The following is a 25230-nucleotide window of genomic DNA, read 5'->3' on the forward strand; positions in this document are numbered from 1 at the left end:
AAAGAATCGCCTTACACCTGCCGTCTCCTCCTCTGACTTATTTTCCCTGCCGTCCTCGGCAAAGTCTCGCGTCCGTCCCCGCACCGCGAGATTTCCGCATGTTCGCCCCCGACAAACTCCTGGCTTTGAACAACGTCATCGGCTCGCTGGTGATTGCGGCCATGGACTCCGAGCAGCCGGACATCGAAGCGGTGCTGGCGGACTTCCGCACTTGCCTGAACGACTACGACGCCTGGGCTGAAAGTTTCTGGACCGGCTGGGCGCTGGATATCGAGCAGGTGTTCAAGGTCGGCAACGAAGTATCCCTGGCGGCACCGAAGGAGCTTGATCAACCTGTCAGCGCCACGGTGGTCGCTTGTCCGGCGGAGGGGCCGCTGACGCTGGTGCACATGTTCCAGGCGGCGCGCTTCGTGCCGATTGGCGACACACCGGTGATGCTGGAACCGGTCACCGGGGGCGAGCCGGGGAAAGAAACCTTCGGCGAACCGGTTCATCACGTGATCGGCCCCAGCGGCATTCTGGAAGTCCCCGACTGCTGGCGGGGCCAGCGTTATCGCATCACCTTTTTTCCCCATGTGACGGCCGAGCATGTCAAGGCGCTGTACGCGTCCTACCGTGACGTGATTGCTCAACTGGAAGGTTGGCTGCAAGCGGAGTGGGATGAATTTCAACCGCTGTGGTTGGAGTTTTCCGACAGCGGATTTCTCGAGCGCTACAGCGCATTGCAGCAAGCTGATTGGCGCGGGTTCACAAACGCCCTGCATCAGTTGTGGGACGACGTCAAACAGGTCTTCGAACTGCTGGCGGACCTGCAGGCCAACAGCGAGAAGTTGTTGGAGTACCTGACTCAAGCCGAGCTTGAGCAGCTACTGAAGGCGTCCTCCGAGGCAATCGCCAAAGGGTTGATGGTGTTGAGCGACGAGCCGTTGCTCTTCGTGCATATGGCGGCCTTCGCCAGTTGGCTACGGATGTTGCCGCCCCAGCACGTCGCTGAAGTCGTGGGCGAGATGCGCGCCTCGGTGCTGATCAACTTCCTGCTGATGCGTTTGACCGGGGGGCTGGGCCTGGGTCTGCGCATGAGCGGTAAGGTGCTGGGCCGGGTCCGCTCGGAGCGGGCCCGGAAGTGGTTGCTGGCGTCGAGCCTGAGATTGGGCCAACTCACCCCCGACCGGCTCGATCAACATGCCGATGTGCTCAAACCGTTGGTGGTCAGTCAGCGTGCGCCTTTAAAACCGACGCCTGTCGGACCTTTGCACATTACCCCTGAGAAATCTGCGCCAGTGTCCGTGAGCAATCCGGCCGCCGTGGCGCGGGAAAAATCCCAGCCTTCTACACGCCTGAGCGAACACGAACCCCACGACGACGCCCCCAGCCAATCGAAAAACCCCAACGGTGACAGCGCCGACACCGCGGCCCTGACCCAGACCAGCGGCTGCCCGGTGTCGATGGTCACTGGCGAGGAGCTGCTGACCCTGGACGACGGTACCCTCGATGGCCGGCTGCCGTTTGTCTTCACCCGCTTGTACCGCACCAGCGCGGTGGACCTGGACATCGGCCTGGGCCGCGGCTGGAGCCATGCCCTGGCGCATCGCCTGTTGCTTGAAGGCGAGCAGGTCATCTGGATCGACCAGGAAAACCGCCGTACGACGTTTCCGCTGCCCAGCGAGCAACGCCCGGCGATCCACAACAGCCTGGCCCGCGCGGCCATTTACCTCGGAGTGGAACCGGACGAACTGATCATCGCCCAGCCGGGCGAAGACGCGCCTTTCCTACACTTTCGCGACGGCCATCTGACCGCCCTCAGCGACCGCTACGCCAACCGCCTGACGATCAAGCGCAACATCCATGGCGACATCAGCCGCCTGGACAACGGCGCCGGACGCGCTCTGCGCTTGCGTTATGAGCAACGTCACCTGGTTGCCATCGACTACCAGAGCTTTCACCCGGCCATCACCCTCGACGAAGCCTGGCGCACTGAACAGACGTTGGTGTCCTACCGCTACGACGGACGTTTCCGACTGATCGAAGCCACCAATGCCGCCGGTGAAAGCGAACGCTACGACTACGACGACCAGCACGTCATCCTGCAACGGCAACTGGCCGGCGGTGCGAGTTTCTTCTGGGAGTGGCAAGGGGCAGGCCGCGCAGCCCGCTGCGTGCGGCACTGGGCCTCGTTTGCGCAGATGGACAGCCGCTACACCTGGGGCGAGGACGGGCAGGTCACGGTCCAGCATCTGGATGGCAGCCAGGAGGTGTACGTCCACGACGAGCGGGCACGGCTGGTGCGCAAGGTCGAGCCCGATGGCGGCGAGCACCTCAAGGCCTATGACCCCCAGGGCCGGCTGATCGCCGAACAGGACCCGCTGGGCGCCGTCACCGAATACCGCTACGACGAAGCCGGACGGCTGGTGGCGCTGATTCCGCCGGACGAGGAACCGACGTCCTACGAATACCGCCACGGTTTCCTGCACGCCCGCTCACGCGGCAAGGCCGTGTGGCAATACCGGCGCAACGCCCAGGGCGATGTGATCGAGGCCATCGATCCGCACGGCCAGAGCACCGGCTATGACTACGATGCCCAGGGGCAGTTGCTGGCGATCCGTTACCCCGACGGTAGCGAGCATCGGTTTACCCGCAATCAACTGGGCCAACTGACCGAAGAAACCCTGCCTGACACGGGGCGCCGGTGTTTTTCCTACGACGCCTTGGGGCGTTTGCTGACCCGCCAGGACGAACACGGCGCCCTCACGCACTACCAGTGGGACGCGGTGGGCCGCCTGCTCGAAACCACCTTGCCGGGTGGTGCGACCCGCGCCTGGCACTACAACGCCTACGGCAAGGTCACCGCCGAGCGCGATGAGCTGGGGCGGACCACCCGCTATGAATACGCCGACGACCTGCACCTGATCAGCCGTCGCCTCAACCCCGACGGCAGCGAACTGAAATATCGCTACGATTCGGCGCGGCTGTTGCTGACTGAAATCGAAAACGAATCCGGCGAAAAATATCAGCTGGACTACACGCCGAACGGATTGATCCGACAGCAGATCGGCTTTGACGGCCAACGCACCGCCTACGCCTACGACCTCAATGGCCACCTGCTGGAGAAAACCGAGCACGGCGCGGACGGCGCCCAATGGGTCACCCGCTACCAGCGCGACGGGGCCGGGCGGCTGCTGGTCAAGACCTTGCCCGACGGCCAGGCCATCGAATACCGCTACGACGGGCTGGGCCGGCTGGTCCACGTCAACGACGGCACCGCTCACCCGCTGGCCTTCGAATACGACGCCCAGGACCGGCTGATCAGCGAACACCAGGGCTGGGGCACCCTGCGTTATCGCTACGACGCCTGCGGACGCCTCAATCACCTGCGCCTGCCGGACAACAGCCAGCTCGACTACCACCACGCCCGGGGCGGCGCGCTGACGGCCATCGACCTGAACGGCTCGCGCCTCACCGAACACCAGCTCAGCGGCGGGCGCGAACGCCAGCGCCGCCAAGGCCTGCTGCTCAGCCAGTACGACTACGACGAACAAGGCCGGCTCAAGGCCCAGACGGTGTGGCAGAACCAGCAGCAACTGTTCTGGCGCGATTATGCCTACAGCGCCAATGGCAACCTGCAGTCGATTTCCGACAAGCGCAACCGCCGCCATTACCAGTACGACCCGCTGGATCGCCTGATCGGCATCGACTATTCCCACAGCGAGCCGCCGGAACACTTCGCCCACGACCCGGCCGGCAACCTGCTGATGCAAGACCGCCCCGGCCCGACGACCCTCAAGGGCAATCGCCTGCTGATGGAGGGCGACCGGCACTACGACTACGACGCCTTCGGCAACCTGATCCGCGAACGGCGCGGCAAGGCCCAGTGCCTCGTCAGCGAATACCGCTACGACAGCCAACACCGACTGATCGGCGTCACCACGGCGCACGGGCGCGAAACGTCCTACCGCTACGACGCCTTCGGCCGACGCATCAGCAAGACCGTGGACGGCCTGACCACGGAATTTTTCTGGCAGGGCGACCAGGTCGTCGCCGAAAGCAGCCCGCGCCACCACCGCAGCTACGTCTACGAACCGGGCACCTTCCGCCCACTGGCCCTGCTCGATGGCAAAGGCCCGAACGCCTGCCCGTTCTACTACCACCTCGACCACCTGGGCACACCCCAGGAACTGACCAACTACGGCGGCACAATCGTCTGGTCAGCACGCTACAGCGGCTACGGCAAAACCACCGAACTGGTCCACGGCGGCGGCGAACAGCTTGAACAACCGTTGCGCTTCCAGGGCCAATACTTCGACCCCGAAAGCGGCCTGCACTACAACCGGCACCGCTACTACAATCCGGAAACCGGCCGCTACCTGACGCCTGACCCGAGCAAACTGGCGGGTGGCCTCAACGGGTATCGCTACACCCTGAACCCGACGGGGTGGGTGGATCCGTTGGGGTTGGTGGATTGTCCGGGGAAGGGTGGGTGCCGGTCGGCGGTTGGTAGTCAGGATCCGGCGGCTAAGGTTGGGGTGGATGAGGGTGAGTCTAAGCTCCCTCAAACCAAGCCAAAAAATACCTATACGTATCGGGGTGACACAAGGGAACCTTGGGAAATTTTTGACGTAGGTTTCGAGCCGTTAGGCTTCAGTACGGATTTGTACTTGCACGCTCAGGATAATCGAAAGCCTCCGAGTATTTATGTAAGTACCACTACTTCAAAGTCAGAGGCGGTAAAGTTTGCTACGAGTTTTGGTTTTCGATCAGGGTATGTGTATGTGCTCGAAAATGTGAGAGGTATTGATGTTAATAAAAAACTCGGTGTGCTGTCGCCGCATCGAAAAGAGGTGGAAATAGCTGTGCCTGGAGGCATAGATAAGAAAGATATAGTCGGAGCGACGCCCGTGAATGATGATGGGTCGTATGTGGGCTACTCGATACCCAATTTTGATAGGTGGTGAAAATGGATACGCAGGAAGTGGCGGTTGAGGTTGGTGGCATTGTGAAGCATGCAGTTGTTGAGTGTGCACGAAGAACTATTGAGATGCGGATTACAATGCCGGATGGGGAGGTTCGGGTTTATACAGGACTGGATTATTACGTGTGTCTAGGGAAAGTGAGAGAGGATTTTCCTGATGTGAAATTTTTATGTAAAGGCGCCAAACTAAACGTCCATACATCTCGGATGACTTCGCAGATGTCTGGGGGGATAGTTGCATACGAAGTTCGTTGGGGGGAGCCGGCTGACGAAGGCGATATAGTGAATATATTTGATTATGAAGATCAAAATCTAACAAGCAATATCAGGGAGCAGGTTGAATATCATCAGCGCTGGCTGCAATCTGTGATCGCAGGATCATGACTTGGGATCCAAAATCTCCGTCATCTGATTTATGCTTCAGCTCTCTCTAGCTAATACTGGGAATTCGCCCGATGCCCAACCTAACCCCATTCCCCATCACCCAAAAATGGCCCGCCCAGTTCCCGGAGTGGATCCAGCTCTACTCCCTGCCGACCCCCAACGGCGTGAAAGTCTCGATCATGCTGGAAGAAATCGGCCTGCCCTACGAACCCCACAAAGTGGACTTCGGCAGCAATGACCAGCTATCCCCGGAGTTCCTCTCCTTGAACCCCAACAACAAGATCCCGGCGATTCTCGACCCTCATGGGCCGGGGGATCAGCCGTTGGCGTTGTTCGAGTCGGGGGCGATTCTGATTTATCTGGCGGACAAGAGCGGGCAGTTGCTGGCCCAGGAGTCGGCGGCGCGCTACGAGACGATTCAATGGCTGATGTTCCAGATGGGCGGGATCGGGCCGATGTTCGGGCAGTTGGGTTTCTTCAACAAGTTTGCGGGCAAGGACTATGAAGACAAGCGACCTCGTGATCGTTACGTCGAGGAAAGCAAGCGCCTGCTCAAGGTGCTTGATGGTCGTCTTGAAGGCCGGGACTGGATCATGGGCGAGCGCTACACCATCGCCGATATCGCCACGTTTCCCTGGGTGCGCAACTTGATCGGTTTTTATGAAGCGGGGGATCTGGTGGGTATCCAGAATTTCCCGAATGTAACGCGGGTGTTGGAGCGTTTCCTGGCGCGGCCGGCAGTGGCACGCGGGTTGAAAATTCCGGAATGAGTGGACTGATGACGAGCTGTTTCAATTTCAAGCAATTGGACGTGTTCAGCGAAGTGCCGCTCAAGGGGAATCCGCTGGCGGTGGTGCTCGGGGCGGACGAGATCAGTGACGAGCGCATGGCCGCTTTTGCCAACTGGACCAACCTCAGCGAAACCACTTTCCTGCTGGCGCCGCAGCATCCGGAGGCGGATTACCGGGTGCGCATTTTCACCACCTCGACTGAACTGCCGTTTGCCGGTCATCCGACTTTGGGCAGCTGCCATGCCTGGCTGGAGGCCGGAGGCGTGCCGAAAGGGCCGCAGATCGTGCAGGAATGTGGCGTTGGCCTGGTAAGAATTCGCCGCAGCGATTTCGGGTTGGCTTTTCAGGCGCCGCCCTTGCTCAAGTCCGGCCCGCTGGAGGCTCAAGTGCTGGAGCGAGTGCGCAAGGGACTGGGGTTGCAGGCCGAGGCGATTGTCGAGACGCAGTGGGTTGATAATGGTGCCGGCTGGCTGGCATTGATGCTCAAGAATCGCCAGCAAGTGTTGGCACTCAAGCCCGATTACCAGCAGTTGCGGGATCTGGCCGTGGGCGTCATCGCGCCGTGGGAACCGGCCGTGGATGGCGATGAGGCGCAATTTGAAGTGCGCGGTTTCATTGCCGGCGACGGCATGCCGGAGGATCCTGCCACCGGCAGCCTGAACGCCGGGCTGGCCCAGTGGATGCTGGCCAAGGGGCTGGCACCGTCGCGCTATGTGGTCAGCCAGGGCTTGACCATGGGGCGAGCGGGGCGGATTCATGTTGAGCAGGTGGGCGAGGACGTCTGGATTGGTGGTGCGGTGGTGACCTGCGTCAATGGCTCACTGACCTTGTAAGCCGATTATTGCCCGGCCGGTAACACTCTGTTTTCCGGTCGGCGTTTGTGCCCAGGCGGGTGAGGGCATAAGCTTTGGCCCCTGCGATCGAGCACCCATTTTTCAGGAGTCCCATGTCCAGTCAGTTCCCCGAAGCACGTCCACGCCGTCTGCGTCGCAATGCGAGCCTGCGCAGTCTGTTCCAGGAAACCGAGTTCACCCTGAACGACCTGGTGCTGCCGATTTTCGTCGAAGAAGAAATCGATGACTTTGTACCGATCAAGAGTATGCCGGGCGTGGCGCGCATTCCTGAATCGAAACTCGCCGGTGAGATCGAGCGGTATGCCCGTGCCGGTATCAAGTCAGTAATGACCTTTGGCGTGTCCCATCACCTGGACAGTGATGGCAGCGACACCTGGAGCGAGCGCGGCCTGGTGTCGCGCATGGCCGGGATCTGCAAGGACGCGGTGCCGGAAATGATCGTGATGTCTGACACCTGTTTTTGTGAGTACACCGATCACGGCCATTGCGGGGTGCTTCACGGGCATGAAGTGGACAATGACCGGACCTTGCTCAACCTGGGTAAACAGGCCGTGGCGGCGGCCCGTGCCGGGGCTGATGTGATCGCGCCGTCCGCCGCCATGGACGGGCAGGTCCAGGCCATTCGCAAAGCCCTGGACGAAGCCGGTTTCAGCCAGACGGCAATCATGGCGTATTCAACCAAGTTCGCTTCAGCGCTCTACGGTCCGTTCCGCGAGGCGGGCGGCAGTGCCTTGAAAGGCGACCGCAAAAGCTACCAGATGAACCCGATGAACCGCCGCGAAGCACTGCGCGAGTCCTTGCTTGATGAGCAGGAAGGGGCCGATGCACTGATGGTCAAACCTGCTGGCGCGTACCTGGATATCATCCGCGATATTCGCCAGGCTTCGAACCTGCCCCTGTCGGCCTATCAGGTCAGCGGCGAGTACGCGATGATCAAATTCGCCGCCCAGGCCGGCGCCATCGACGAAGCTCGCGTCGTGCGAGAAAGTCTCGGCGCGATAAAACGAGCAGGGGCGGACCTGATCTTCACCTATTTTGCGATGGATCTGGCGCTAAGCGGGATCTGATCGACGCTGGATTTCCTGTGGGAGCCTGCTCGCGATAGTGGGGGGCCAGTTGGTATCAATGTCGGATGTGCCGCCGTCATCGCGAGCAGGCTCGCTCCCACATGGGACTTGTGGCGTGGACTAAAACTGTGAGCATCCGCGGTCAACCCTGTGGGAGCGAGCTTGCTCGCGATAGTGGTAGGCCAGCTTGCATCAATGTCGGATGTGCCGCCGTCATCGCGGGCAAGCCTTGCTCCCACAGACACCCACCCAAAATCTACTGTGGAGTCTTGCTCCCACACTGATGGTGTTAGGCCACCCATCTCTCACGTCAGCTTTTTGCTGCTGTCGAGCCTTCTTTGCTCTCAAGACCCCTTTTGGCTCTGATGAACAGAACATAGCCTGTACCGGCTTTTGATCGTATGGTTGCTGCGCAATAACAGACTTGATGGAGCAACATGCAACTCAATCGATTGATGATCAGCCTCACCGCGTTGTTGACCCTGGCCGGTTGCGGCAGCCGTCAGACCCAGGAACCGGAACGCCAGCCTGCCGAGGTCAAGGCGCAGATTGTGCGGTTGTTGCCGGCCAAGACTGTGGATCGCGAGGGCTGGGCGACGGATATCTACGTGGCTTTTGCCGCTCAGCAAATCTCACCCACGACGCAGAATATCTGTTCCGTCCTGGCGGTGACCGAACAGGAATCGACGTTCCAGGCTGATCCGGCGGTACCGGGGTTGGGCAAGATCGCCCGGCAGGAAATCGATCGTCGCGCGGCAAAGATGCACATTCCGGGTCTGTTGATCAGCGGCGCCCTCCAGGTGCGTTCGCCCAATGGCAAAAGCTACAGTGATCGGCTCAATGCCGCGCGCAGCGAGAAGGAGTTGAGTGCGATTTTCGATGACTTCATTGGCATGGTGCCCTTGGGCAAGACACTGTTCGGCAGCTTCAACCCCGTGCACACCGGAGGGCCGATGCAGGTCAGCATCGCGTTTGCCCAGGCAAATGCCCGGGATTATCCCTATGCGGTGGATGGGTCGATTCGTCGGGAGGTGTTCAGTCGTCGCGGCGGGATGTATTTCGGTATTGCGCATCTGCTGGGGTATCCGGTGAGCTACACCGAACCGCTGTATCGTTTCGCCGATTTCAATGCCGGATGGTACGCCAGCCGCAACGCGGCATTCCAGCATGCAGTGAGTCGTGCCTCAGGCATTCCCCTGGCTCTGGACGGCGATTTGATCTTGCATGGTTCCATCATGCCAGGCAGCACCGAGTTGGCGGTGCGCACCTTGGGCAGGTCGCTGGGGATGCGCAACCCGACCATTCGCGACCAGTTGGAGCAGGGCGACAGCCTGGCGTTCGAGGACAGCAAACTGTACAAGCGGGTCTTCGAATTGGCTGAGAAGGCCGAGGGCAAGCAATTACCTCGGGCGGTGTTACCGGGAATCGTGCTCAAGAGCCCGAAAATCACGCGCAAGCTGACCACGGCGTGGTTCGCCAAGCGAGTGGATGAGCGTTACCGGCGTTGTATGACGCGGGCTGCGGGACGCTAGGCAATCGGTGGGCAATGAAAAAGCCCGGCGGATAAGGCCGGGCTTTCATGGTGATGCGTTAGGTTCCAGAGGTGTTTGAAGCATTGTGGCGAGGGGGCTCCTTCGCCACACATTGAGTTGGGTTTCGTCACGCATTTGGATTGAACAACTCATACACGGTTCTGAGTCAGACGATCGGAACCACCTTCAGCAACGCGGTTCTGTTGCAGGCGATCGGAACCACCTTCAGCAACGCGGTTCTGTTGCAGGCGATCGGAACCACCTTCAGCAACGCGGTTCTGTTGCAGGCGATCGGAACCACCTTCAGCAACGCGGTTCTGTTGCAGGCGATCGGAACCACCTTCAGCGACGCGATTCTGTTGCAGACGATCGGAGCCACCTTCGGCAACGCGGTTCTGTTGCAGACGATCGGAACCACCTTCAGCGACGCGATTCTGTTGCAGACGATCGGAACCACCTTCAGCAACGCGGTTCTGTTGCAGGCGATCGGAACCACCTTCAGCAACGCGGTTCTGGATCAGACGATCAGAGCCACCTTCGGCAACGCGGTTCTGGATCAGGCGATCGGAGCCGCCTTCGGCAACACGTTTTTCGATCAGTCGATCAGAACCACCTTCGGCAACGACCGGGTGGGAGGAGGCGGCGAATGCGTTGGCTGCCAGTACCGAGAAAGCGAGGCTGAGGATGATTTGGCGTTTCATGATTGTGTGCTCCGGGGATGCAGTGGGTTGGTGTGGAGCCATTGTTGTCCGGAGCGACAATCAAGAGAACTTCATTGGCCTGATGGTGAATATCGACGGCGGTGATACCTCGCCGAGCGGTTGGCAAGCAATATTGATGTTGACTGATCCGCCGACATCGCGGGCAGGCTCGCTTCCATGGAGAGTGCGTGTCGTCTGCCGGGTGGAACACTGGCGGGCCCGCGGGTTCTACCGGCTACCCCCCAAGCGCAGGAGGCAAGTTCATGTATCAGTTATTCGGCTACAGGCAATCCGGCTCTTCGGCTGTGGAGATCGCCCTGTGCCTGTGTGGCGTGCCTTATCGCCGTGTCGATGCCTATTCGACCGAAGACAACGAGGCGTCGAAAGAGCTACAGGCATTGAACCCTCAGAAGCAGGTCCCGACCTTGCAATTGCCGGACGGTTCGGTGCTGACCGAAGCCGCGGCGATTCTGATCCATCTCGGGCTGGTGTTTCCTGAATCGAAGTTGCTGCCGGACGATCCGACCCAACGTGCTCAAGCCATACGGGGCCTGGTCTATATCGTCGCCAATTGCTACACGCCCATCGGCATCATCGATTTTCCAGAGCGCTGGCTGGTCGACGCGGATGAAGCGACCCGGCAGCAATTGGTGTCGGGCACCCGACAGCGGCTACATCGCAACTGGGCGCTGTTTGCCGACCAGTTTGCGGCTCGTCCTTTTCTCAGCGGTGCCGAGCCGGGAGCGCTGGATATCCTGGCCGCCGTGGTCACGAAGTGGGAAGACACGCGGGAGGCCATGCTGAATGCCCGACCGCCGTTCTACGAGCTACTGGAGCGCATCGACCGCCATCCGCGCATTGCGCCGGTGCTGTCGCTGCACTGGCCCTTGTAGGCGCTGTCGAGCGCAGCGAGGCTGCGGTTTTTCTGAGTAGCAAACGAAAGATCAAAACAGAAAGATCGTCCAAACGCGGCCCGAGCCTTCGGCAGCGCCTACGGGTCAAGGGCATGTCATTTTGGTGGCGGCTTGCTCAACGAGGCCGACAAACTGCCGCACATTTTGCTGATGGGCCGTCACCAGCTCATCGATGCTGCTCCCCGCCGGCGTTTGCAGGCTGTTACGGCAGGTCAGGGTATGGGCTTCGTTGCCCAGGTCGCGCAGGCGCCACTGCACGTCCATGCGGGCATATTGGCCGGGGATCGAATCGAAGCGCTGCACATCCACCCGCAGCAATAACCTCGCTGCGCCTGGGTTGCTCAGTTGTTCGTCCAGGCTGCTGCGCAGTTCATCGGCCAGACTGGCGCCCCACCATTGTGTTTCCAGGATCGCCAGCCCGCTGTTGCCTTGGCGGATGACCATTTGCGCACGGTCCACCTGAGGCGGAACGCTCACCTGCTCGAGCTGGATGTCCATGTTCGTGCGTGGCTGGCCGGCAGGTTGAGCCGGGCTTAGGGTGTGGTACTGGATCGGATCGCCGCGGCAGGCAGCAAGCAGCAGCACCAAGGCAACCAGGGGGAGTTTCAGCATCAGCGGCATGGGGCGTGCTCCTGTGGTCATTCGTTCGCCGGCAATGTGAGGTTTTGCGCCGGTGCATCCTTGGGACGGCCGCGAAGCAGTGATTCGGGATGGCGGCTCAGGTAGTCGGACAGCTCGCGCAACGAACGCGACATGCGCCCAAGATCGTCCAGGGTCTGCGTCAGTTGTTCGCGTTGCGGCGAATCTTCGGCCAGGGTCGAGTTGGCCGATTGCAGGGTCTTGCTCACGTCCTGCAGCGTGTTTTGCACGCTTGGCAGGGTCTTGCTGTTGAACTGGGCCAGGCCTTTGCGCAATTCCACCAGGTTGCCATTCAGGTTGCTGGCAACGCTTTCCAGGGGCAGCTTGTTGATTCGCTCGACCATCGCCTGCAGTTGTTCCTGCAGTTGCTGGAGACTGCCCGGGATGGTCGGTATACGGACCGGGCGGGCGTTGGCGTCGAAAGTGACTTTTTCGGCCTTGGGGTAGAAGTCCAGCGAGATGTATAACTGCCCGGTCAGCAGGTTGCCGCTACGGGCCTGGGCACGCAGGCCGCGTTCGACGAAACTGCCGATCAGGCGAGCGCCGGCAGCTTCGTCATCCGGGTTGTGATTGAGCGCCTTGAGCAGTTTTTCATGGGCTTTGCCCAGGCGCTGAGGGTAGAACACCACGCCGACATTGACCGGGAAGCTGCGCAGCTTCTCGTCGAAATCCAGATTGATGGCGACGACCCTGCCCACTTCGACGCCCAGGAATTCGACCGGCGCTCCGACCCGCAATCCGCGCAATGCCTGATCGAAGCGTAAAGCCAGGTATTGCGCCTTGCCATCCGGCGGGGCCAGGGCGCTCTGCTGGTCGGCAAACAGCTCGAACGTCTTGTCCTCGCTAGCGGGGCTGTCGTTGGGGCTGTATTCCGGTGCCCGAAACGCGATGCCGCCCACCAGCAGCGCCGAGAGTGACTCGGTCTTGACCGCAAAGCCGTTGGCGCCGACGTTCACGTCCACGCCGCTGACGTTCCAGAACCGGGTGTTTTCGGTGACGTAGACATCGTTGGGCGCATTGACGAATACGTCGATGTTGACCCCTTTGCCATCGGCATCCAGTGCATAGGACACCACTTGGCCCACCGGAATCTTGCGCAGGTACACCGGCGAGCCGATGTCCAGTGAACCGAGGTCCTGGGAATGCAGGGTGAAGCGCTTGCCCGGTTCACCGTAGGTGATCGGTGGCGGGGCTTCCAGGCCGGTAAAGGACTTGGCACGAACCTTCGATTGACCGGCGTCGGCCCCGATGAAATCCCCTGACAGCAGGGTATCGATCCCGGAAATTCCGCCGGCTCCGATGCGCGGGCGTACGACCCAGAACACCGAGTCCTCGTGCGTGAAGGTCTCCGCCGTCTTGGCCAGCTTGACCGTGGCGGTGACGTTCTTCTGGTCGTCGCTCAATTGCACGTCGGTGACCTGGCCGATGACCACGTTGCGATATTTGACCGGTGTCTTGTTGGCGGTCAGGCCCTGGCCGGTCTTGAAGGTGATGGTGATGGTCGGACCTTCCTGCAGCCAGTTGTTGACCACCAGGGACAGCCCTACCAGCACCGCGATGATCGGCACTATCCATACCAGCGACACCGTCCAGCGGCGGCTGGTGACATGGGCGCGACCTGGTGCCGGTTGCTGCCCGTCAGTGGCTTGCGACTTCATCCATGGCCTCCTCGGATGGTTGGGTGTCCCAGATCAGGCGCGGGTCGAAGCTCATGGCCGACAGCATGGTGAACAGCACCACGAGGCCGAAAAACAGGATGCCCGGTCGCGGTTCGATATCGCTCAGTGCCTGGAATTTCACCAGCGCCGCGACCAGCGCCACCACCAGCACGTCGAGCATCGACCAGTAGCCGATGACTTCCACCAGCCGATACAGTTTCGCCCGCTGGACCTGGGCCCAGGTGCTGCGCCGCTGCACGGTGACCAACAGCAAGGTCAGTACCACGAACTTGATGCCTGGTACCGCGATGCTGGCGATGAAAATGATCAGGGCGATGTCCCAGGCGCCGCCCTGCCAGAATTCGATGACGCCACTGATGATGGTGCTGTCGGCGCCATCCCCGAGCATCTGGGTATTCATCACCGGCAGCAGGTTGGCCGGAATGTAGAACACCAATGCCGCCAGCATGTAGGCCCAGGTACGGGTGAGGGTGTCGGGTTTGCGCCGGTGCAACGGGGCGTCGCAGCGGGGGCAGGTCTCGGGCTCGTCGCTCATGTCACAGGCCAGGCCACAGCTGTGGCACAGGCACAGGTTCAGGTCGCGGGCCAAGGGCGGGGGAGGCAACGGTTCGCGGTTCATAGGTTGTCCCACAAATCGCGCACATCGCGTCCGGCGATGCGGATCATCAGCAGGCTCAGGGCGGCCAGGGCAAACAGGCCGATGCCCGGCAGCACGTCCAGCAGCCCGGCGAGTTTGATCACCGCCACCAGCGCACCCAACAGGCACACCTCCAGCATGCTCCACGGCCGCAGTGCTTCCAGGCTGCGCATGCACAGACTGAACCCCGGCGCCCGTTGATTGGCGTAGGCGTAGGCCAGCACCCAGATCAGCAATACCAACTGAAAGACCGGGGCAATGATGATCGCCACCGCGGCCACCAGGGCGATGAAGGTGATGGGGCCCTGGCTCAGGGCCACGATGGAATCCCACAGCGTCGCGCTGTTGCTCAGCCCCTGGAGACGGATGCTCATCACTGGATAGATGTTGGCGAAAGCCCACAACACCGCTGCCGTCACACTCAAGGCCAGGCGCTGTTCAATGGTCAGGCCGTTGTAGCGCTGAATCACCGCGCCACACCGCACGCACGAGGCTTTCTGATGCGCAGCGAGCACCATCGGCTCGTACACCGCATCACAATGTTCGCAAATGATCAGTCGGTCGGTATCGGCCATCGGGATGCTCGGCAGGACAACTCCTTCAATATAGAAGGAGGTTGGGATTGAGCAACCCGCCCGAACGGGTCATTCGCCGCGAATGTATTGCTCCAGTTGTCGGATCAGGTCCGCCTGCTCGGCAATCGCTTCCTTGACCAGGTCACCAATGGACAGCAGACCGACGAGTTTGCCGTCTTCGACCACCGGCAAATGCCGCAAATGTTTTTCGGTCATGATGCTCAGGCAGGTTTCGACATTCTGGTGGGGGTCTATCGTAATCACGGGTGACACCATGATGTCGCTCACTTTGGTGCCTACTGAGGAGCGGCCATGCAAGACCATTTTGCGCGCGTAGTCGCGCTCACTGATGATCCCCAGTACTTCGCCGTTCTTCACCACCAGCAGGGCACCGACGTTTTTCTCGGCCATGCGCATCAGGGCCTGCAGCACCATGTCGTCCGGTGAAATGGTGTGCACTTGCTGGTTTTTCTCGTCTTTGATCCGGAGCAACTGCGCGACGGTTTTCATGGGGAAGCCTCAGGTGTTGTTTTTGCAGGTGGTTTAAGAATCGTAGACCCAACGGCGCAGAGCAAGCGGTAAAGCGGCAGTCAGTCGTCCAAAAACGTCATTGTCGGTGAGTTCACCACCGAAGTGAGGCCATGCACTGTTGGGGCGAGGGATTTATCGCCACTGTGGGGGCAGGCCTTGCTCCCACAGATAAATCCCCTCACCACAGGTAGAATCGTCGCTTACGCAAAAAATCGAGGTTGCAGCGGTGGATCTACAGCAGGGCTTCGTCCTGACCCGGCATTGGCGCGATACCCCGGCCGGCACCGAAGTCGAATTCTGGCTGGCGACCGACACCGGCCCCCGGCGCGTGCGCTTGCCGGTGCAGCCGTCGGTGGCATTCGTGCCACAGATTCAGCGCGGTCAGGTCGAAGCCTTGCTGCAAGGGGAGAAGGACGTTGAATTGCGACCCCTGGACCTGCTGGATTTCGAGCATCGACCGGTGCTGGGCCTGTATTGCCGGCAACATGCCCAACTGATGCGCCTGGACACCACCTTGCGCCGTGCCGGCGTGGAGGTGTTCGAAGCTGACATCCGTCCACCGGAACGCTACCTGATGGAGCGTTTCATCACCGCGCCGGTCTGGTTCGGTGGCACAAAGGCCGCTGAGGGCCTGCTGCTGGACGCCCAGATGAAACCGGCGCCCGAGTATCGTCCGCCTTTGCGTCTGGTGTCCCTGGACATCGAAACCACCGCCCAGGGCGATTTGTACTCCATTGCCCTTGAAGGCTGCGGCGAGCGTCAGGTGTATATGCTCGGCCCGCCCAATGGCGACGATACTGCCGTGGATTTCCAGCTCGAATATTGTGAATCGCGCACTTTGCTGCTGAAGAAACTCAACGATTGGTTCGCCCGTTTCGACCCTGACGCGATCATTGGCTGGAACCTGGTGCAGTTCGATTTGCGCGTGCTGCATGAGCACGCCCGGCGCCTGGCCGTGCCGCTACGCCTGGGGCGAGGCGGGGAGGAGATGCAGTGGCGCGAGCATGGCGCGCGCAACAATCACTTTTTCGCCTCGGCGGCAGGCCGGCTGATCATCGACGGCATTGAGTCGCTGCGTTCGGCGACCTGGAGTTTCCCTTCGTTCAGCCTGGAAAATGTCGCCCAGACGTTGTTGGGAGAGGGTAAGTCCATCGACAACCCGTACCAGCGCATGGACGAGATCAATCGCATGTTTGCCGAGGACAAACCGGCCCTGGCTCGTTACAACCTCAAGGACTGTGAGCTGGTGACGCGGATCTTCGCCAAGACCGAGCTGCTCAAGTTCCTGCTGGAGCGGGCCAGCGTTACCGGTCTGCCGGCGGACCGCAGCGGTGGTTCGGTGGCGGCCTTCACACACTTGTACATGCCACTGATGCACCGCCAGGGTTTCGTTGCGCCGAACCTTGGCCAGCGCCCGCCCGAGGCCAGCCCGGGTGGTTTTGTCATGGATTCCCAGCCGGGACTCTACGAGTCGGTGCTGGTGCTGGACTACAAGAGCCTGTATCCGTCGATCATCCGCACCTTCCTGATCGACCCGGTGGGCTTGATCGAAGGCTTGCGCCACCCGGACGAAAGCCAGTCGGTGCCCGGTTTTCGCGGGGCACGTTTCTCCCGCACGCGGCATTGCCTGCCAGCCATCGTGGCGCGGGTGGCCGAAGGCCGGGAAACCGCCAAGCGGGAACACAATGCACCGCTGTCCCAGGCACTGAAAATCATCATGAACGCCTTCTATGGCGTACTCGGTTCCAGTGGCTGTCGTTTCTTCGATCCGCGGCTGGCGTCCTCCATCACCCTGCGGGGTCACCAGATCATGCAGCGTACCCGGCAGTTGGTCGAAGCCCGGGGGCATGTGGTGATTTACGGTGATACCGACTCCACGTTCGTCTGGTTGCGCCGGGCCCACGGCCAGGAAGAGGCGGCGTCCATCGGCCAGGAACTGGTGGCATACGTCAATCAGTGGTGGCGCGAACACGTGCGTGATGAGTTCGGGCTGGAGAGCGCACTGGAGTTGCAGTTCGAAACCCATTTCAAACGTTTTCTGATGCCCACCATTCGTGGCGCGGAAGAGGGCAGCAAGAAGCGCTATGCCGGGCTGGTAACCCGCGCCGACGGCAGCGACGAGATCGTCTATAAGGGCCTGGAAACCGTGCGCACCGACTGGTCGCCGCTGGCCCGGCAGTTCCAGCAGGAGCTGTATGGGCGGATCTTCCACCGCAAGCCTTACCAGGATTATGTGCGCGATTATGTGCACCAGACCCTGGCCGGAGCGTTCGATGATCGGCTGGTCTACCGCAAGCGCTTGCGCCGGCCTCTGGAAGACTACGAACGCAACGTACCGCCGCACGTGCGCGCCGCGCGGCTGGCTGACGAGTTCAACCAGCGCCAGGGCCGTGCGCGGCAATACCAGAACGGCGGGTGGATCAGCTACGTGATCACTGTCGCCGGCCCCGAGCCGCTGGAAACCCGCAGCGCACCGATCGATTACGACCATTACGTGACCAAACAGCTGCAACCGGTGGCGGACGCGATTCTGCCGTTTGTGGATGACGATTTCTCGACCCTGGTGGGGGGGCAGATGGGCTTGTTCTGACGGATGCGCCAGTGTTGCGGGCGGGAGGCTTTTGTGGCGAGGGAGCTTGCTCCCGCTCGGTTGCGCAGCAACCGCCAGAAGGGGCCGCTACGCGCCCCAGCGGGAGCAAGCTCCCTCGCCACAAAAGCGCTTTGCTCGTGAGAACTAGACCATCGCCAAGCGCTGCTTGCCTTCGGGCTGCGGGAATATCAAATCCAGCGCCGCCAGATCCTGGGGTGCGAGCTTCAGGTTGGCCGCTTCGGCGTTCAAGCGCACATGTTCAGTCTGAACGGCTTTGGGGATGGCAATGACATTGTCCTGACGCAACAGCCAGGCCAGGGCGATCTGCGCTGGGGTTGCGCCATGGCGTTCGGCGATCTGGCCCAAGGTGTGGTCCTTGAGCAGTTGCCCGCCCTGGCCGACCGGGCAGTAAGCCATGACTGGCATGCGCTGCTGTTGGCACCAGGGCAGCAGGTCGAATTCGATGCCACGCTCCTGCAGGTTGTACAGCACCTGGTTGGTGGCGCAGGCCGGTGAAGCCAGTTCTTCAAGGTCCGCGACATCAAAGTTCGACACGCCCCAGCGGCCGATCTTGCCTTCTTGGCGCAGGCGTTCGAACGCTTCGACGGTTTCTTCCAGCGGGTATTGCCCGCGCCAATGCAGCAGATAGAGATCGATGTAATCGGTGTCCAGTCGGCGCAAACTGCGTTCGCAGGCAAGCGCAATGCCTTTGCGGCTGGCATTGTGGGGATACACCTTGCTCACCAGGAAAACCTGGTCCCGCAGGCCGGTGATCGCTTCCCCAACGACCTCTTCGGCGCCGCCCTCGGCGTACATCTCCGCCGTGTCGATCAGCGTCATGCCCAATTCAATGCCCAGGCGCAGGGCCGCCACTTCCTTCTTGTGAAGGGACGGTTCTTCCCCCATGCGCCAGGTGCCCTGGCCAATCACCGGTACGGCCTCGCCAGCCAGTTCCAGAGTCCTCATGTCTACCTCCTGTTTGCAGAACATCAGACGTGTGGCAGCAGGATAGACCAGGTGTTCAAGGTTGATCGTCCCCACCGCCGTGGGAACGATCTTTTCGAAGGGCAGGATTTATTGCGCGGAGAACTTCAACACCATGGTCTGGGTGTAGGTCTGGCCGGGGTCAAGCCGGGTCGACGGGAAGTTCGGCTGGTTTGGCGAGTCGGGGTAGTGTTGGGTTTCCAGAGTGAACGCGCCCCAATGCGGATAGACCTTGCCGTGCTTGCCCTTGATCGTGCCGTCGAGGAAGTTGCTGGTATAGAACTGCACGCCAGGCTCGGTGGTGTAGAGCTCCAAGCGCCGTCCGGACTGTGGGTCGTAGACATCAGCGGCCAGTTTGCTCACGTCACCCTTGGCGTCAAGTGCCCAGTTGAAATCGAAACCGCCCTGTTTGGGTTCGGCGAATTTGAGCTGCGGGTGATCGGCCTTGATATGGGTGCCGATGGCGGTGGGCTTGGTGAAGTCCATCGGCGTACCGGCCACGGGGGCCAACTCACCGGTGGGGATAAGCTTGTCGGTCACCGGGGTGTAATGGGCGGCATGCAGGGTCGCGACCTGTTTGAGTATGTCGCCGTTACCGGCACCGGCGAGGTTGAAATAGCTGTGGTTGGTCAGGTTCAGCACCGTGGGTTTGTCGGTGGTGGCTTGGTACTCGATACGTAATTCGTTCCGTTCATTGAGGCTGTAGGTGACATCTGTTTTCAGTGCGCCTGGGAAACCCATCTCGCCATCCGCCGACAGGTAGGTCAGGGTCACGCCCACCGAGTCCTTGCCGTCATGGGGTTCGGCCTTCCAGACGCGCTTGTCGAAACCTTGCGGTCCGCCGTGCAGGGAGTTGCTCTTGTCGTTCTGCGGCACCTGGTAGCGCTTGCCGTCCAACTCGAATGCGCCGCCAGCCAGGCGATTGCCGAAGCGGCCAATGGTTGCGCCGAAATACACATTGCCGTTCTTCTGGTAACCCTGCACATCGTCGAAGCCCAGCACAACATCGGCGGCCATACCGTTCTTGTCCGGCACGATCAGTGACTGGAGGATCCCGCCGTACGTGATGACAGTAGCCTCCATGCCGTGGCTGTTGCGCAGGACGAATTTTTCCACCGCGGTACCGTCGCTGGTCTTGCCGAACGCTGCGCGTTCATTGCTCAGGCCGGCGGCCTGGGATGCAGAGGTGGCGATCATCAGAGACACTCCGAGAGCCGTGAGCAGATGTCTGGATTCAAGCATGGTGTGACCTTCCTTCCTGTCTTGTTGTTGTTTGGAACGCGGGTCGAGTCCGGTGTTTAGTCGGACAGCGATGAAGGTATATTCGGTTAGTAGTCTTTCTATTTGAAAGGCTAGAAGGGATATATAGCCATTAATCGCGATTAATCAATTAAAAAGTCATACTAATTGAGTGGGGCGGATCTTTCCCATCTGTGTGGTTTTCCCTCGTCCATCGCACTTTTACGTTTTTTGCCGCTCTATCCATGGCCAGGAAGCGGCGACCCCCACCGCCTCCCCAAGCCCAGACCGAGACTCGATGGCCGGTGTTTTTCATTTCGTGATGGTGTCGCGACGTCGCTGTTCAGCGCTGTTGGCCGGCGTGTTGATGTTGCTTGGCGGCGGTTGCAGTCATCAGCAGGGGCAAGACATGGTCACGCAGTTCAGCAACACCAGGCCTCAGGAACTGCTGCAGACCAGCGTTGACCGCATGGCCACACTGGCGATGCATGACAACCTGCAAAGCCTCTATCTGCTGATGAACAAGCTTTATCTGCGCAACCCTGAAGAGTTGCGCAAGTCCGGATTTCTCGACGCCCGTGCCGCGGAAAAGCAGGTGCGCCTGGCCATCGAGCAGCAACAGCCGTTACCGACCCTGGGCGGCAAGAAGGACCTGGCTGCCCTGAGCTATGCCATGAGCCCTGAGTTCCTGGGGGATCGGGTGGGGGCGTTCATTTACGCCATTGGCAGCATGCTGGTCACGGCCCATGGCAATCGTCTCGAGTTCTACATGACCGACGCGATCGACCCGCGCTTTGTCAGTAACGCGGCGCGCAACATCGAAAAAGCCACTTGGATACTCAGCCAACGACTGGACAAAGACGGCAAACCGCTGCTGTTTTCCAATGAGATTTCGGAGGAGGGCAGCAATCTCAGCTTTGCCGTGGAGTTTGGAAAAATCGTTGCGCGCCTGGACCTGCTGACCCAAATGCTGGACGAGCGCTACCGGCGGATCGGTCTGAACTATGCCCAGAGCCTGCTCTTTCTTAACTTCCTGCCGGTTCAGTAATGTCAGAGGAAAAGGGAATAAAGATAGATCACATTGGTATAGGTGGTTATAAGAAAAATCGCTATGCTCGCGACCAGATTTTATTTCATGCGGTCGCGCTTAATGGATTTCGGTAATGTCGGTTTAGTCATAGCGGGCTTGGTTGTCGGTTTTATCGTCGGGATGACCGGCGTGGGCGGCGGTTCGCTGATGACCCCCATTCTGTTGTGGTTTGGTATCAACCCTGCAACCGCAGTGGGTACCGATCTGCTGTACGCGGCGATTACCAAGTCCGGCGGTGTATTGGTTCACGCCAAGAACCGCAACATCGATTGGGCCATCACCGGCTGGCTGACCTTGGGCAGTGTGCCGGCGGTAGGATTGACGCTGTGGTTTCTGAGCAGTCTGCACAGTTCGCCCGACGCCATGAACGCGATCATCAAGCAAGCGCTGGGTTTTGTGCTGTTCGCCACCGCCCTGGCGATTCTGTTCAAGAAACGCCTCCTGCAATTTGCCCATGATCGTGCGGGCGGCCACTACAATCCCACCGGCTCGCGGCTCAATGTACTCACCGTCGTCACTGGCCTGATATTGGGCGTCATGGTCGCACTGACCTCCATTGGCGCTGGCGCACTGGGCACTGTCGCACTGTTCATTCTCTATCCATTCCTGGTCACCAAGCGCCTGGTGGGCACTGAAATCGCCCACGCCGTACCGCTGACCCTGGTCGCTGGCCTGGGCCACGCCAGCATGGGCAACATGGACTGGCACATCCTGGGTTACCTGCTGGTCGGCTCGTTGCCGGGCATCTACCTGGGCAGTCACTTGTCGGGCCGCATTTCTGATGAGGTGCTGCGCCCATGCCTGGCAGTGATGCTGGCGATGATCGGGTTCAAGTTGGCGTTCTAAATAACCTGCGCACCAATCAATGTGGGAGCGAGCCTGCTCGCGATGAGGCCGGTACAGCAGAACATCTGCTTGATTGACTGTGCGCCATCGCGAGCAGGCTCGCTCCCACATAAGTTGTGCCCGACTCCTGTCACGAAATTGTTCATCTCCCACGCCACGGTTGCGCAATGACCCCTCTGGCCTAAGCTTCAAGGCAGGCAGGCGCGGTATTGGGCGACTGTCGCGGAACAATCGCCGCCATGCGCAATCAGTACAGCGTAGATATCAAAAGGAGAGGCGCATGCTCATTCGGTCGTTGACCTTCGCTACCTTGTTGGCCATTGCAGGTCCCTTGTTCGCCGCGGATGGCGACTCACCCTTGGCCGCGGACAAGGGCAAATCCCGCCCCTTGATTGTCATCGCGCCGAGCACCGTCGATCCTGCATGGGTCAGCCTGAAAAAAGCATTGGAGGAACCGGCCGGCAAACAGGGTTTTTCCGAGCGCAACCTGGTGCTTTACACCGTGCTCAACACGATGGGGCAGCGCGATGGCAAAGACCTGGACCCGCAAAGCACCATGGCGCTGATCCGGTCACTCAGGTTGGGGGCCGGTGCCCAGACCAAGATCATCCTGGTGGGCAAGGACGGAGAAAAGAAGCTTGAGCACTCGGGAGCGATTGAGCTGAAGGACATCTTCGACACCGTCGATAAACTGCCCCCAGCAGAAAAGGAAGCGGCGGCGCCAGCCCCGACTCCCGCGCCTGAAGCTGCGCCGGCCCAGGAAGGCAAGGGTGCCAAGGCAGGCAAGACGGGCAAACCGGTGACTGCGCCGAAGCCGCTGGAGGATTGATCGGGCAGGCGATGAGCTCCCTTTGTGGCGAGGGAGCAAGCTTCCTCGCCACAGTAATTTGCGTAGCCTATCGTTTCTCCAGCGCCGTCAGGATCTTGTGCGCGGCCTTCACCCGTTCCTCGATCGGGTAGTTTTTGTTTGCCAGCATCACGATCCCCATATCCTTTCCAGGAACGAACGCCGCATAGGCACCAAAGCCACCGGTCGAGCCAGTCTTGTTGATCCAGCTGTCGGCCGGCGCAGGCAGGGGTGGGTTGAGCGGCTCCACTTTTTGTGGCATCAGGGCCATCTGCGGTGCATTGCCGGCCAATAGTGCGTCAAGCGTGACGGGGTAGGGGTAGAACTCCCAACCCAACCCTTGGGTCATGCCATTGGCCTTGTAGAACCCGGTATGCGTCGTGGCGATGGCCTGTCGCAGATCGGCGTCCAGCTTTTCAGGCCGCAGGTTAGCCTCGATGAAGCGGATCAGGTCCGATGAACTGGTTTTCACGCCATAGGCCTCGGCGTCCAGCGCTCCCGGTCCGACCCGCACTGGCTTGCCGTCCTTCGCGTAGCCTTGGGCGTAACGGCTCAATTGATCCTTGGGCACCCGTACATAACTGTGCTTGAGGCCTAATCCCGGCATCAGTGTCTGTTCCATCACCTCATCGAACGGTCGTTCCAGGCTGCGGGCCGCCAGGTAGCCGAACAGGCCGATGCTCGGGTTTGAATAGAGCCGCTGGGTACCGGCCGGATAGAGTGGTTTCCAGGTCTTGTAGTAACTGAACATCCGGTCCGGATGGTCCGCTTCGCCAGGAAACTGCAACGGCAGGCCACCCGGCGTGTAGGTGGCAAGGTTGAGCAGGCTGATGCCTTGCAGGGCGCTGCCGCTCAGCTCGGGGGCGAAGCGACCGGCCGGGTCCGACAGCGACAGCTTGCCTTGGGCCTGGGCGTAGGCACCGAGGGTGGCGGTGAAGGTCTTGCTGACCGAGCCGATTTCGAACAGCGTCTGGTCGGTCACTGCCTGCTTCGTGTCCTTGGAGGCCACCCCGTAATTGAAGTAATGACGTTCACCGTTGTGAGTGATTGCCACGGCCATGCCGGCGATGTCCTGTTGTTTCATCAAGGGCTGGATCACGGCATTGACGGTGTCTTCAACGCGCTCCTGGGCAAAGCCCGTTGTCGTGCCGCAGGCGATGAAAAAAGCGCCCGTAAGTATCGATTTGGCAATGTGCATGTCTGACCGTTCTCCATGAGTCCTGAGGGTGCCAGCCGCTCTGCCAGCAGCTTTGGGGGCACCCAATCTAGGGAGTTTTCCGATGTCCGGCAATCGGGATCCTTGCAGTTCGAACCGGGTTCCGAGTCATCTGACCGGGTTGCAAGAGACTTCCTACGAAAATCTTTAGCGTCCTGGCCTTCGACAGCCCATGGCAAACCACACAAACCACTGGTCGCCGGGTAAACTTGCGCTCTTTCTAAAGGAGTCCACATGAGCTACTACCAGCCCGGCATTCTCGCCACCCCTGTTCCGCCTCAGGCCCGTCACTTGTTTTTTGCCCTGGAATCGGTCGAGGCGCTGCCGGCTGCGATCGATAAGCTTTTGTTGCAAGTCGATGATCGAGTAGTGATCGGCCTGGGCGAGTCGCTGGTCCAGGCGCTGGGTGCGCAGGTCGAAGGCCTGCGGGCGTTTCCGGCCCTGGCCGGCGTGGGCGTGGACAACCCTTCGACCCAGCACGCGCTGTGGTGCTGGCTACACGGCGAAGACCGTGGCGAGCTGCTGCACCGCAGCCGTGCCATCGAGGCCGCTCTGGCCCCGGCGTTGCGCCTGGTGCAGATGAACGAAACTTTCCGTCATATGACCGGCCATGACCTGACCGGTTATGAAGACGGCACTGAGAACCCTCACGATGAAGCGGCCATCGCCGCTGCCCTGGCTCAAGGTGTCGATGGAGTGCGCGGTGGCAGTTTTGCGGCGATCCAGCAGTGGCAACACGATCTGGATGGTTTCGCCGCCATGCAACCCCATGAGCGCGACAACATCATGGGCCGGCGCCTGAGCGACAACGAGGAAATCGACGATGCCCCGGAGTCGGCCCACGTCAAACGCACCGCCCAGGAAAGCTTCGCCCCGGAAGCCTTCGTCGTACGCCGTTCCATGCCGTGGATTGAAGGGGATCGCGCAGGCCTGATGTTCCTGGCGTTCGGTTTCTCCCTCGACGCTTTCGAGGCTCAACTGCGGCGCATGAGCGGCCTGGAGGACGGTATCACCGACGGCCTGTATCGCATGAGCCGGCCGATCACGGGGGGCTACTACTGGTGCCCGCCGTTGCTGGATGGACGTCTGGATCTGCGGGCCTTGAGCCGCTGAGGCCGGCGCCACGCGCAACGGCTTGTGCAAAAGCG

General features: G+C 60.7%; 21 protein-coding genes. 12 read left to right on the plus strand and 9 right to left on the minus strand.

All coding sequences use genetic code 11. From position 1 onward, the window contains the following. Nucleotides 1-98 precede the first annotated feature (98 nt). The 6 genes from BW979_RS13415 to BW979_RS13440 all read left to right on the plus strand — a co-directional run bounded on the left by BW979_RS13415 (nt 99) and on the right by BW979_RS13440 (nt 9594). Nucleotides 99-4949, plus strand: a complete 4851-nt coding sequence (locus tag BW979_RS13415) for an RHS repeat-associated core domain-containing protein (RefSeq protein ID WP_076383993.1) — start codon at nt 99-101, stop codon at nt 4947-4949. Between the two features lie 2 nt (nt 4950-4951). After that, a complete protein-coding gene (locus tag BW979_RS13420) occupies nt 4952-5350 on the plus strand; it encodes a hypothetical protein (protein ID WP_076383994.1) in 399 nt (132 codons plus the stop codon). A 71-nt stretch (nt 5351-5421) separates the two neighbouring features. Beyond that, the gene (locus BW979_RS13425; RefSeq protein ID WP_076383995.1) at nt 5422-6120 is read left to right on the plus strand and encodes a glutathione binding-like protein; all 699 of its coding nucleotides are present in this window, start codon (nt 5422-5424) and stop codon (nt 6118-6120) included. Between the two features lie 8 nt (nt 6121-6128). After that, nucleotides 6129-6974 (plus strand): PhzF family phenazine biosynthesis protein, encoded by an 846-nt coding sequence (locus BW979_RS13430; RefSeq protein ID WP_076383996.1) that lies wholly within the window; start codon nt 6129-6131, stop codon nt 6972-6974. 113 nt (nt 6975-7087) lie between these two features. Then, nucleotides 7088-8062 (plus strand): porphobilinogen synthase, encoded by a 975-nt coding sequence (gene hemB / locus BW979_RS13435; protein WP_076383997.1) that lies wholly within the window; start codon nt 7088-7090, stop codon nt 8060-8062. Nucleotides 8063-8499: 437 nt separating this feature from the next. After that, nucleotides 8500-9594 carry a DUF1615 domain-containing protein gene (locus BW979_RS13440; RefSeq protein ID WP_076383998.1) on the plus strand — a complete coding sequence of 365 codons (1095 nt, stop codon included), beginning with the start codon at nt 8500-8502 and terminating at the stop codon, nt 9592-9594. A gap of 149 nt (nt 9595-9743) precedes the next feature. Here the strand turns inward: BW979_RS13440 and BW979_RS13445 are convergent, their stop codons facing one another. Then, nucleotides 9744-10295, minus strand: coding sequence for a phage infection protein (locus BW979_RS13445; protein ID WP_076383999.1), 552 nt, complete (start codon nt 10293-10295; stop codon nt 9744-9746). Between the two features lie 263 nt (nt 10296-10558). On the opposite strand from BW979_RS13445, the gene BW979_RS13450 reads away from it, so the two are divergent. Continuing rightward, complete coding sequence (locus BW979_RS13450) at nt 10559-11188, plus strand: glutathione S-transferase family protein (protein ID WP_076384000.1); 630 nt, start codon at nt 10559-10561, stop codon at nt 11186-11188. A gap of 105 nt (nt 11189-11293) precedes the next feature. On the opposite strand, the gene BW979_RS13455 is transcribed toward BW979_RS13450, so the two are convergent. The 5 genes from BW979_RS13455 to BW979_RS13475 all read right to left on the minus strand — a co-directional run bounded on the left by BW979_RS13455 (nt 11294) and on the right by BW979_RS13475 (nt 15249). Further along, nucleotides 11294-11830 (minus strand): PqiC family protein, encoded by a 537-nt coding sequence (locus tag BW979_RS13455; RefSeq protein ID WP_076384001.1) that lies wholly within the window; start codon nt 11828-11830, stop codon nt 11294-11296. 17 nt (nt 11831-11847) lie between these two features. Further along, nucleotides 11848-13506: a PqiB family protein gene (locus BW979_RS13460; RefSeq protein WP_076384002.1), complete on the minus strand. Its 1659-nt coding sequence runs from the start codon at nt 13504-13506 to the stop codon at nt 11848-11850. Beyond that, nucleotides 13487-14146: a paraquat-inducible protein A gene (locus BW979_RS13465; protein ID WP_047227758.1), complete on the minus strand. Its 660-nt coding sequence runs from the start codon at nt 14144-14146 to the stop codon at nt 13487-13489. Before BW979_RS13465 ends, BW979_RS13460 begins: the two co-directional genes overlap by 20 nt. After that, nucleotides 14143-14739 (minus strand): paraquat-inducible protein A, encoded by a 597-nt coding sequence (locus tag BW979_RS13470; RefSeq protein ID WP_047227759.1) that lies wholly within the window; start codon nt 14737-14739, stop codon nt 14143-14145. The genes BW979_RS13465 and BW979_RS13470 overlap by 4 nt, the downstream gene beginning before the upstream one ends. Nucleotides 14740-14808: 69 nt before the next feature. After that, nucleotides 14809-15249, minus strand: a complete 441-nt coding sequence (locus BW979_RS13475) for a CBS domain-containing protein (protein WP_047227760.1) — start codon at nt 15247-15249, stop codon at nt 14809-14811. Between the two features lie 247 nt (nt 15250-15496). On the opposite strand from BW979_RS13475, the gene BW979_RS13480 reads away from it, so the two are divergent. Then, a complete protein-coding gene (locus tag BW979_RS13480; RefSeq protein ID WP_076384003.1) occupies nt 15497-17860 on the plus strand; it encodes a DNA polymerase II in 2364 nt (787 codons plus the stop codon). Nucleotides 17861-18004: 144 nt separating this feature from the next. On the opposite strand, the gene BW979_RS13485 is transcribed toward BW979_RS13480, so the two are convergent. Together BW979_RS13485 and BW979_RS13490 are read right to left on the minus strand one after the other, a co-directional pair. After that, nucleotides 18005-18826: an aldo/keto reductase gene (locus BW979_RS13485; RefSeq protein WP_076384004.1), complete on the minus strand. Its 822-nt coding sequence runs from the start codon at nt 18824-18826 to the stop codon at nt 18005-18007. Between the two features lie 108 nt (nt 18827-18934). Then, entirely contained in the window at nt 18935-20086 is a 1152-nt protein-coding gene (locus BW979_RS13490; protein ID WP_047227763.1) for an aldose epimerase family protein, read from the minus strand. A gap of 295 nt (nt 20087-20381) precedes the next feature. On the opposite strand from BW979_RS13490, the gene BW979_RS13495 reads away from it, so the two are divergent. The 3 genes from BW979_RS13495 (at nt 20382) to BW979_RS13505 (ending at nt 22848) form a co-directional block, all read left to right on the plus strand. Beyond that, on the plus strand, nt 20382-21131 hold the full coding sequence (locus BW979_RS13495) for a hypothetical protein (protein WP_047227764.1): 750 nt from the start codon (nt 20382-20384) through the stop codon (nt 21129-21131). Nucleotides 21132-21233: 102 nt separating this feature from the next. Then, complete coding sequence (locus BW979_RS13500) at nt 21234-22019, plus strand: sulfite exporter TauE/SafE family protein (protein ID WP_047227884.1); 786 nt, start codon at nt 21234-21236, stop codon at nt 22017-22019. 280 nt (nt 22020-22299) lie between these two features. After that, nucleotides 22300-22848, plus strand: a complete 549-nt coding sequence (locus BW979_RS13505) for a DUF4174 domain-containing protein (protein ID WP_076384005.1) — start codon at nt 22300-22302, stop codon at nt 22846-22848. A 67-nt stretch (nt 22849-22915) separates the two neighbouring features. Here BW979_RS13505 and ampC read toward each other — a convergent pair whose 3' ends face one another. Then, nucleotides 22916-24064, minus strand: coding sequence for a class C beta-lactamase (gene ampC / locus BW979_RS13510; protein ID WP_076384006.1), 1149 nt, complete (start codon nt 24062-24064; stop codon nt 22916-22918). Between the two features lie 252 nt (nt 24065-24316). Here ampC and BW979_RS13515 point away from each other — a divergent pair, with 252 nt between their 5' ends. Next, on the plus strand, nt 24317-25195 hold the full coding sequence (locus BW979_RS13515) for a Dyp-type peroxidase (RefSeq protein ID WP_047227767.1): 879 nt from the start codon (nt 24317-24319) through the stop codon (nt 25193-25195). The last annotated feature ends 35 nt before the right edge of the window (nt 25196-25230 follow it).

The sequence above is a fragment of the Pseudomonas sp. A214 genome, assembly GCF_900156295.1.
GTDB classification, from domain to species: domain Bacteria; phylum Pseudomonadota; class Gammaproteobacteria; order Pseudomonadales; family Pseudomonadaceae; genus Aquipseudomonas; species Aquipseudomonas rhizophila.

Coding starts and splice junctions, on each gene's coding strand:
- BW979_RS13475 (WP_047227760.1), bottom strand. CDS start 15,249: ATGAAAACCGTCGCGCAGTTGCTCCGGATCAAAGACGAGAAAAACCAG.
- BW979_RS13455 (WP_076384001.1), bottom strand. CDS start 11,830: ATGCCGCTGATGCTGAAACTCCCCCTGGTTGCCTTGGTGCTGCTGCTT.
- BW979_RS13470 (WP_047227759.1), bottom strand. CDS start 14,739: ATGGCCGATACCGACCGACTGATCATTTGCGAACATTGTGATGCGGTG.
- BW979_RS13500 (WP_047227884.1), top strand. CDS start 21,234: ATGGATTTCGGTAATGTCGGTTTAGTCATAGCGGGCTTGGTTGTCGGT.
- BW979_RS13515 (WP_047227767.1), top strand. CDS start 24,317: ATGAGCTACTACCAGCCCGGCATTCTCGCCACCCCTGTTCCGCCTCAG.
- BW979_RS13440 (WP_076383998.1), top strand. CDS start 8,500: ATGCAACTCAATCGATTGATGATCAGCCTCACCGCGTTGTTGACCCTG.
- BW979_RS13450 (WP_076384000.1), top strand. CDS start 10,559: ATGTATCAGTTATTCGGCTACAGGCAATCCGGCTCTTCGGCTGTGGAG.
- BW979_RS13460 (WP_076384002.1), bottom strand. CDS start 13,506: ATGAAGTCGCAAGCCACTGACGGGCAGCAACCGGCACCAGGTCGCGCC.
- hemB (WP_076383997.1), top strand. CDS start 7,088: ATGTCCAGTCAGTTCCCCGAAGCACGTCCACGCCGTCTGCGTCGCAAT.
- BW979_RS13430 (WP_076383996.1), top strand. CDS start 6,129: ATGACGAGCTGTTTCAATTTCAAGCAATTGGACGTGTTCAGCGAAGTG.
- BW979_RS13505 (WP_076384005.1), top strand. CDS start 22,300: ATGCTCATTCGGTCGTTGACCTTCGCTACCTTGTTGGCCATTGCAGGT.
- BW979_RS13485 (WP_076384004.1), bottom strand. CDS start 18,826: ATGAGGACTCTGGAACTGGCTGGCGAGGCCGTACCGGTGATTGGCCAG.
- BW979_RS13420 (WP_076383994.1), top strand. CDS start 4,952: ATGGATACGCAGGAAGTGGCGGTTGAGGTTGGTGGCATTGTGAAGCAT.
- BW979_RS13425 (WP_076383995.1), top strand. CDS start 5,422: ATGCCCAACCTAACCCCATTCCCCATCACCCAAAAATGGCCCGCCCAG.
- BW979_RS13445 (WP_076383999.1), bottom strand. CDS start 10,295: ATGAAACGCCAAATCATCCTCAGCCTCGCTTTCTCGGTACTGGCAGCC.
- ampC (WP_076384006.1), bottom strand. CDS start 24,064: ATGCACATTGCCAAATCGATACTTACGGGCGCTTTTTTCATCGCCTGC.
- BW979_RS13490 (WP_047227763.1), bottom strand. CDS start 20,086: ATGCTTGAATCCAGACATCTGCTCACGGCTCTCGGAGTGTCTCTGATG.
- BW979_RS13465 (WP_047227758.1), bottom strand. CDS start 14,146: ATGAACCGCGAACCGTTGCCTCCCCCGCCCTTGGCCCGCGACCTGAAC.
- BW979_RS13415 (WP_076383993.1), top strand. CDS start 99: ATGTTCGCCCCCGACAAACTCCTGGCTTTGAACAACGTCATCGGCTCG.
- BW979_RS13495 (WP_047227764.1), top strand. CDS start 20,382: ATGGCCGGTGTTTTTCATTTCGTGATGGTGTCGCGACGTCGCTGTTCA.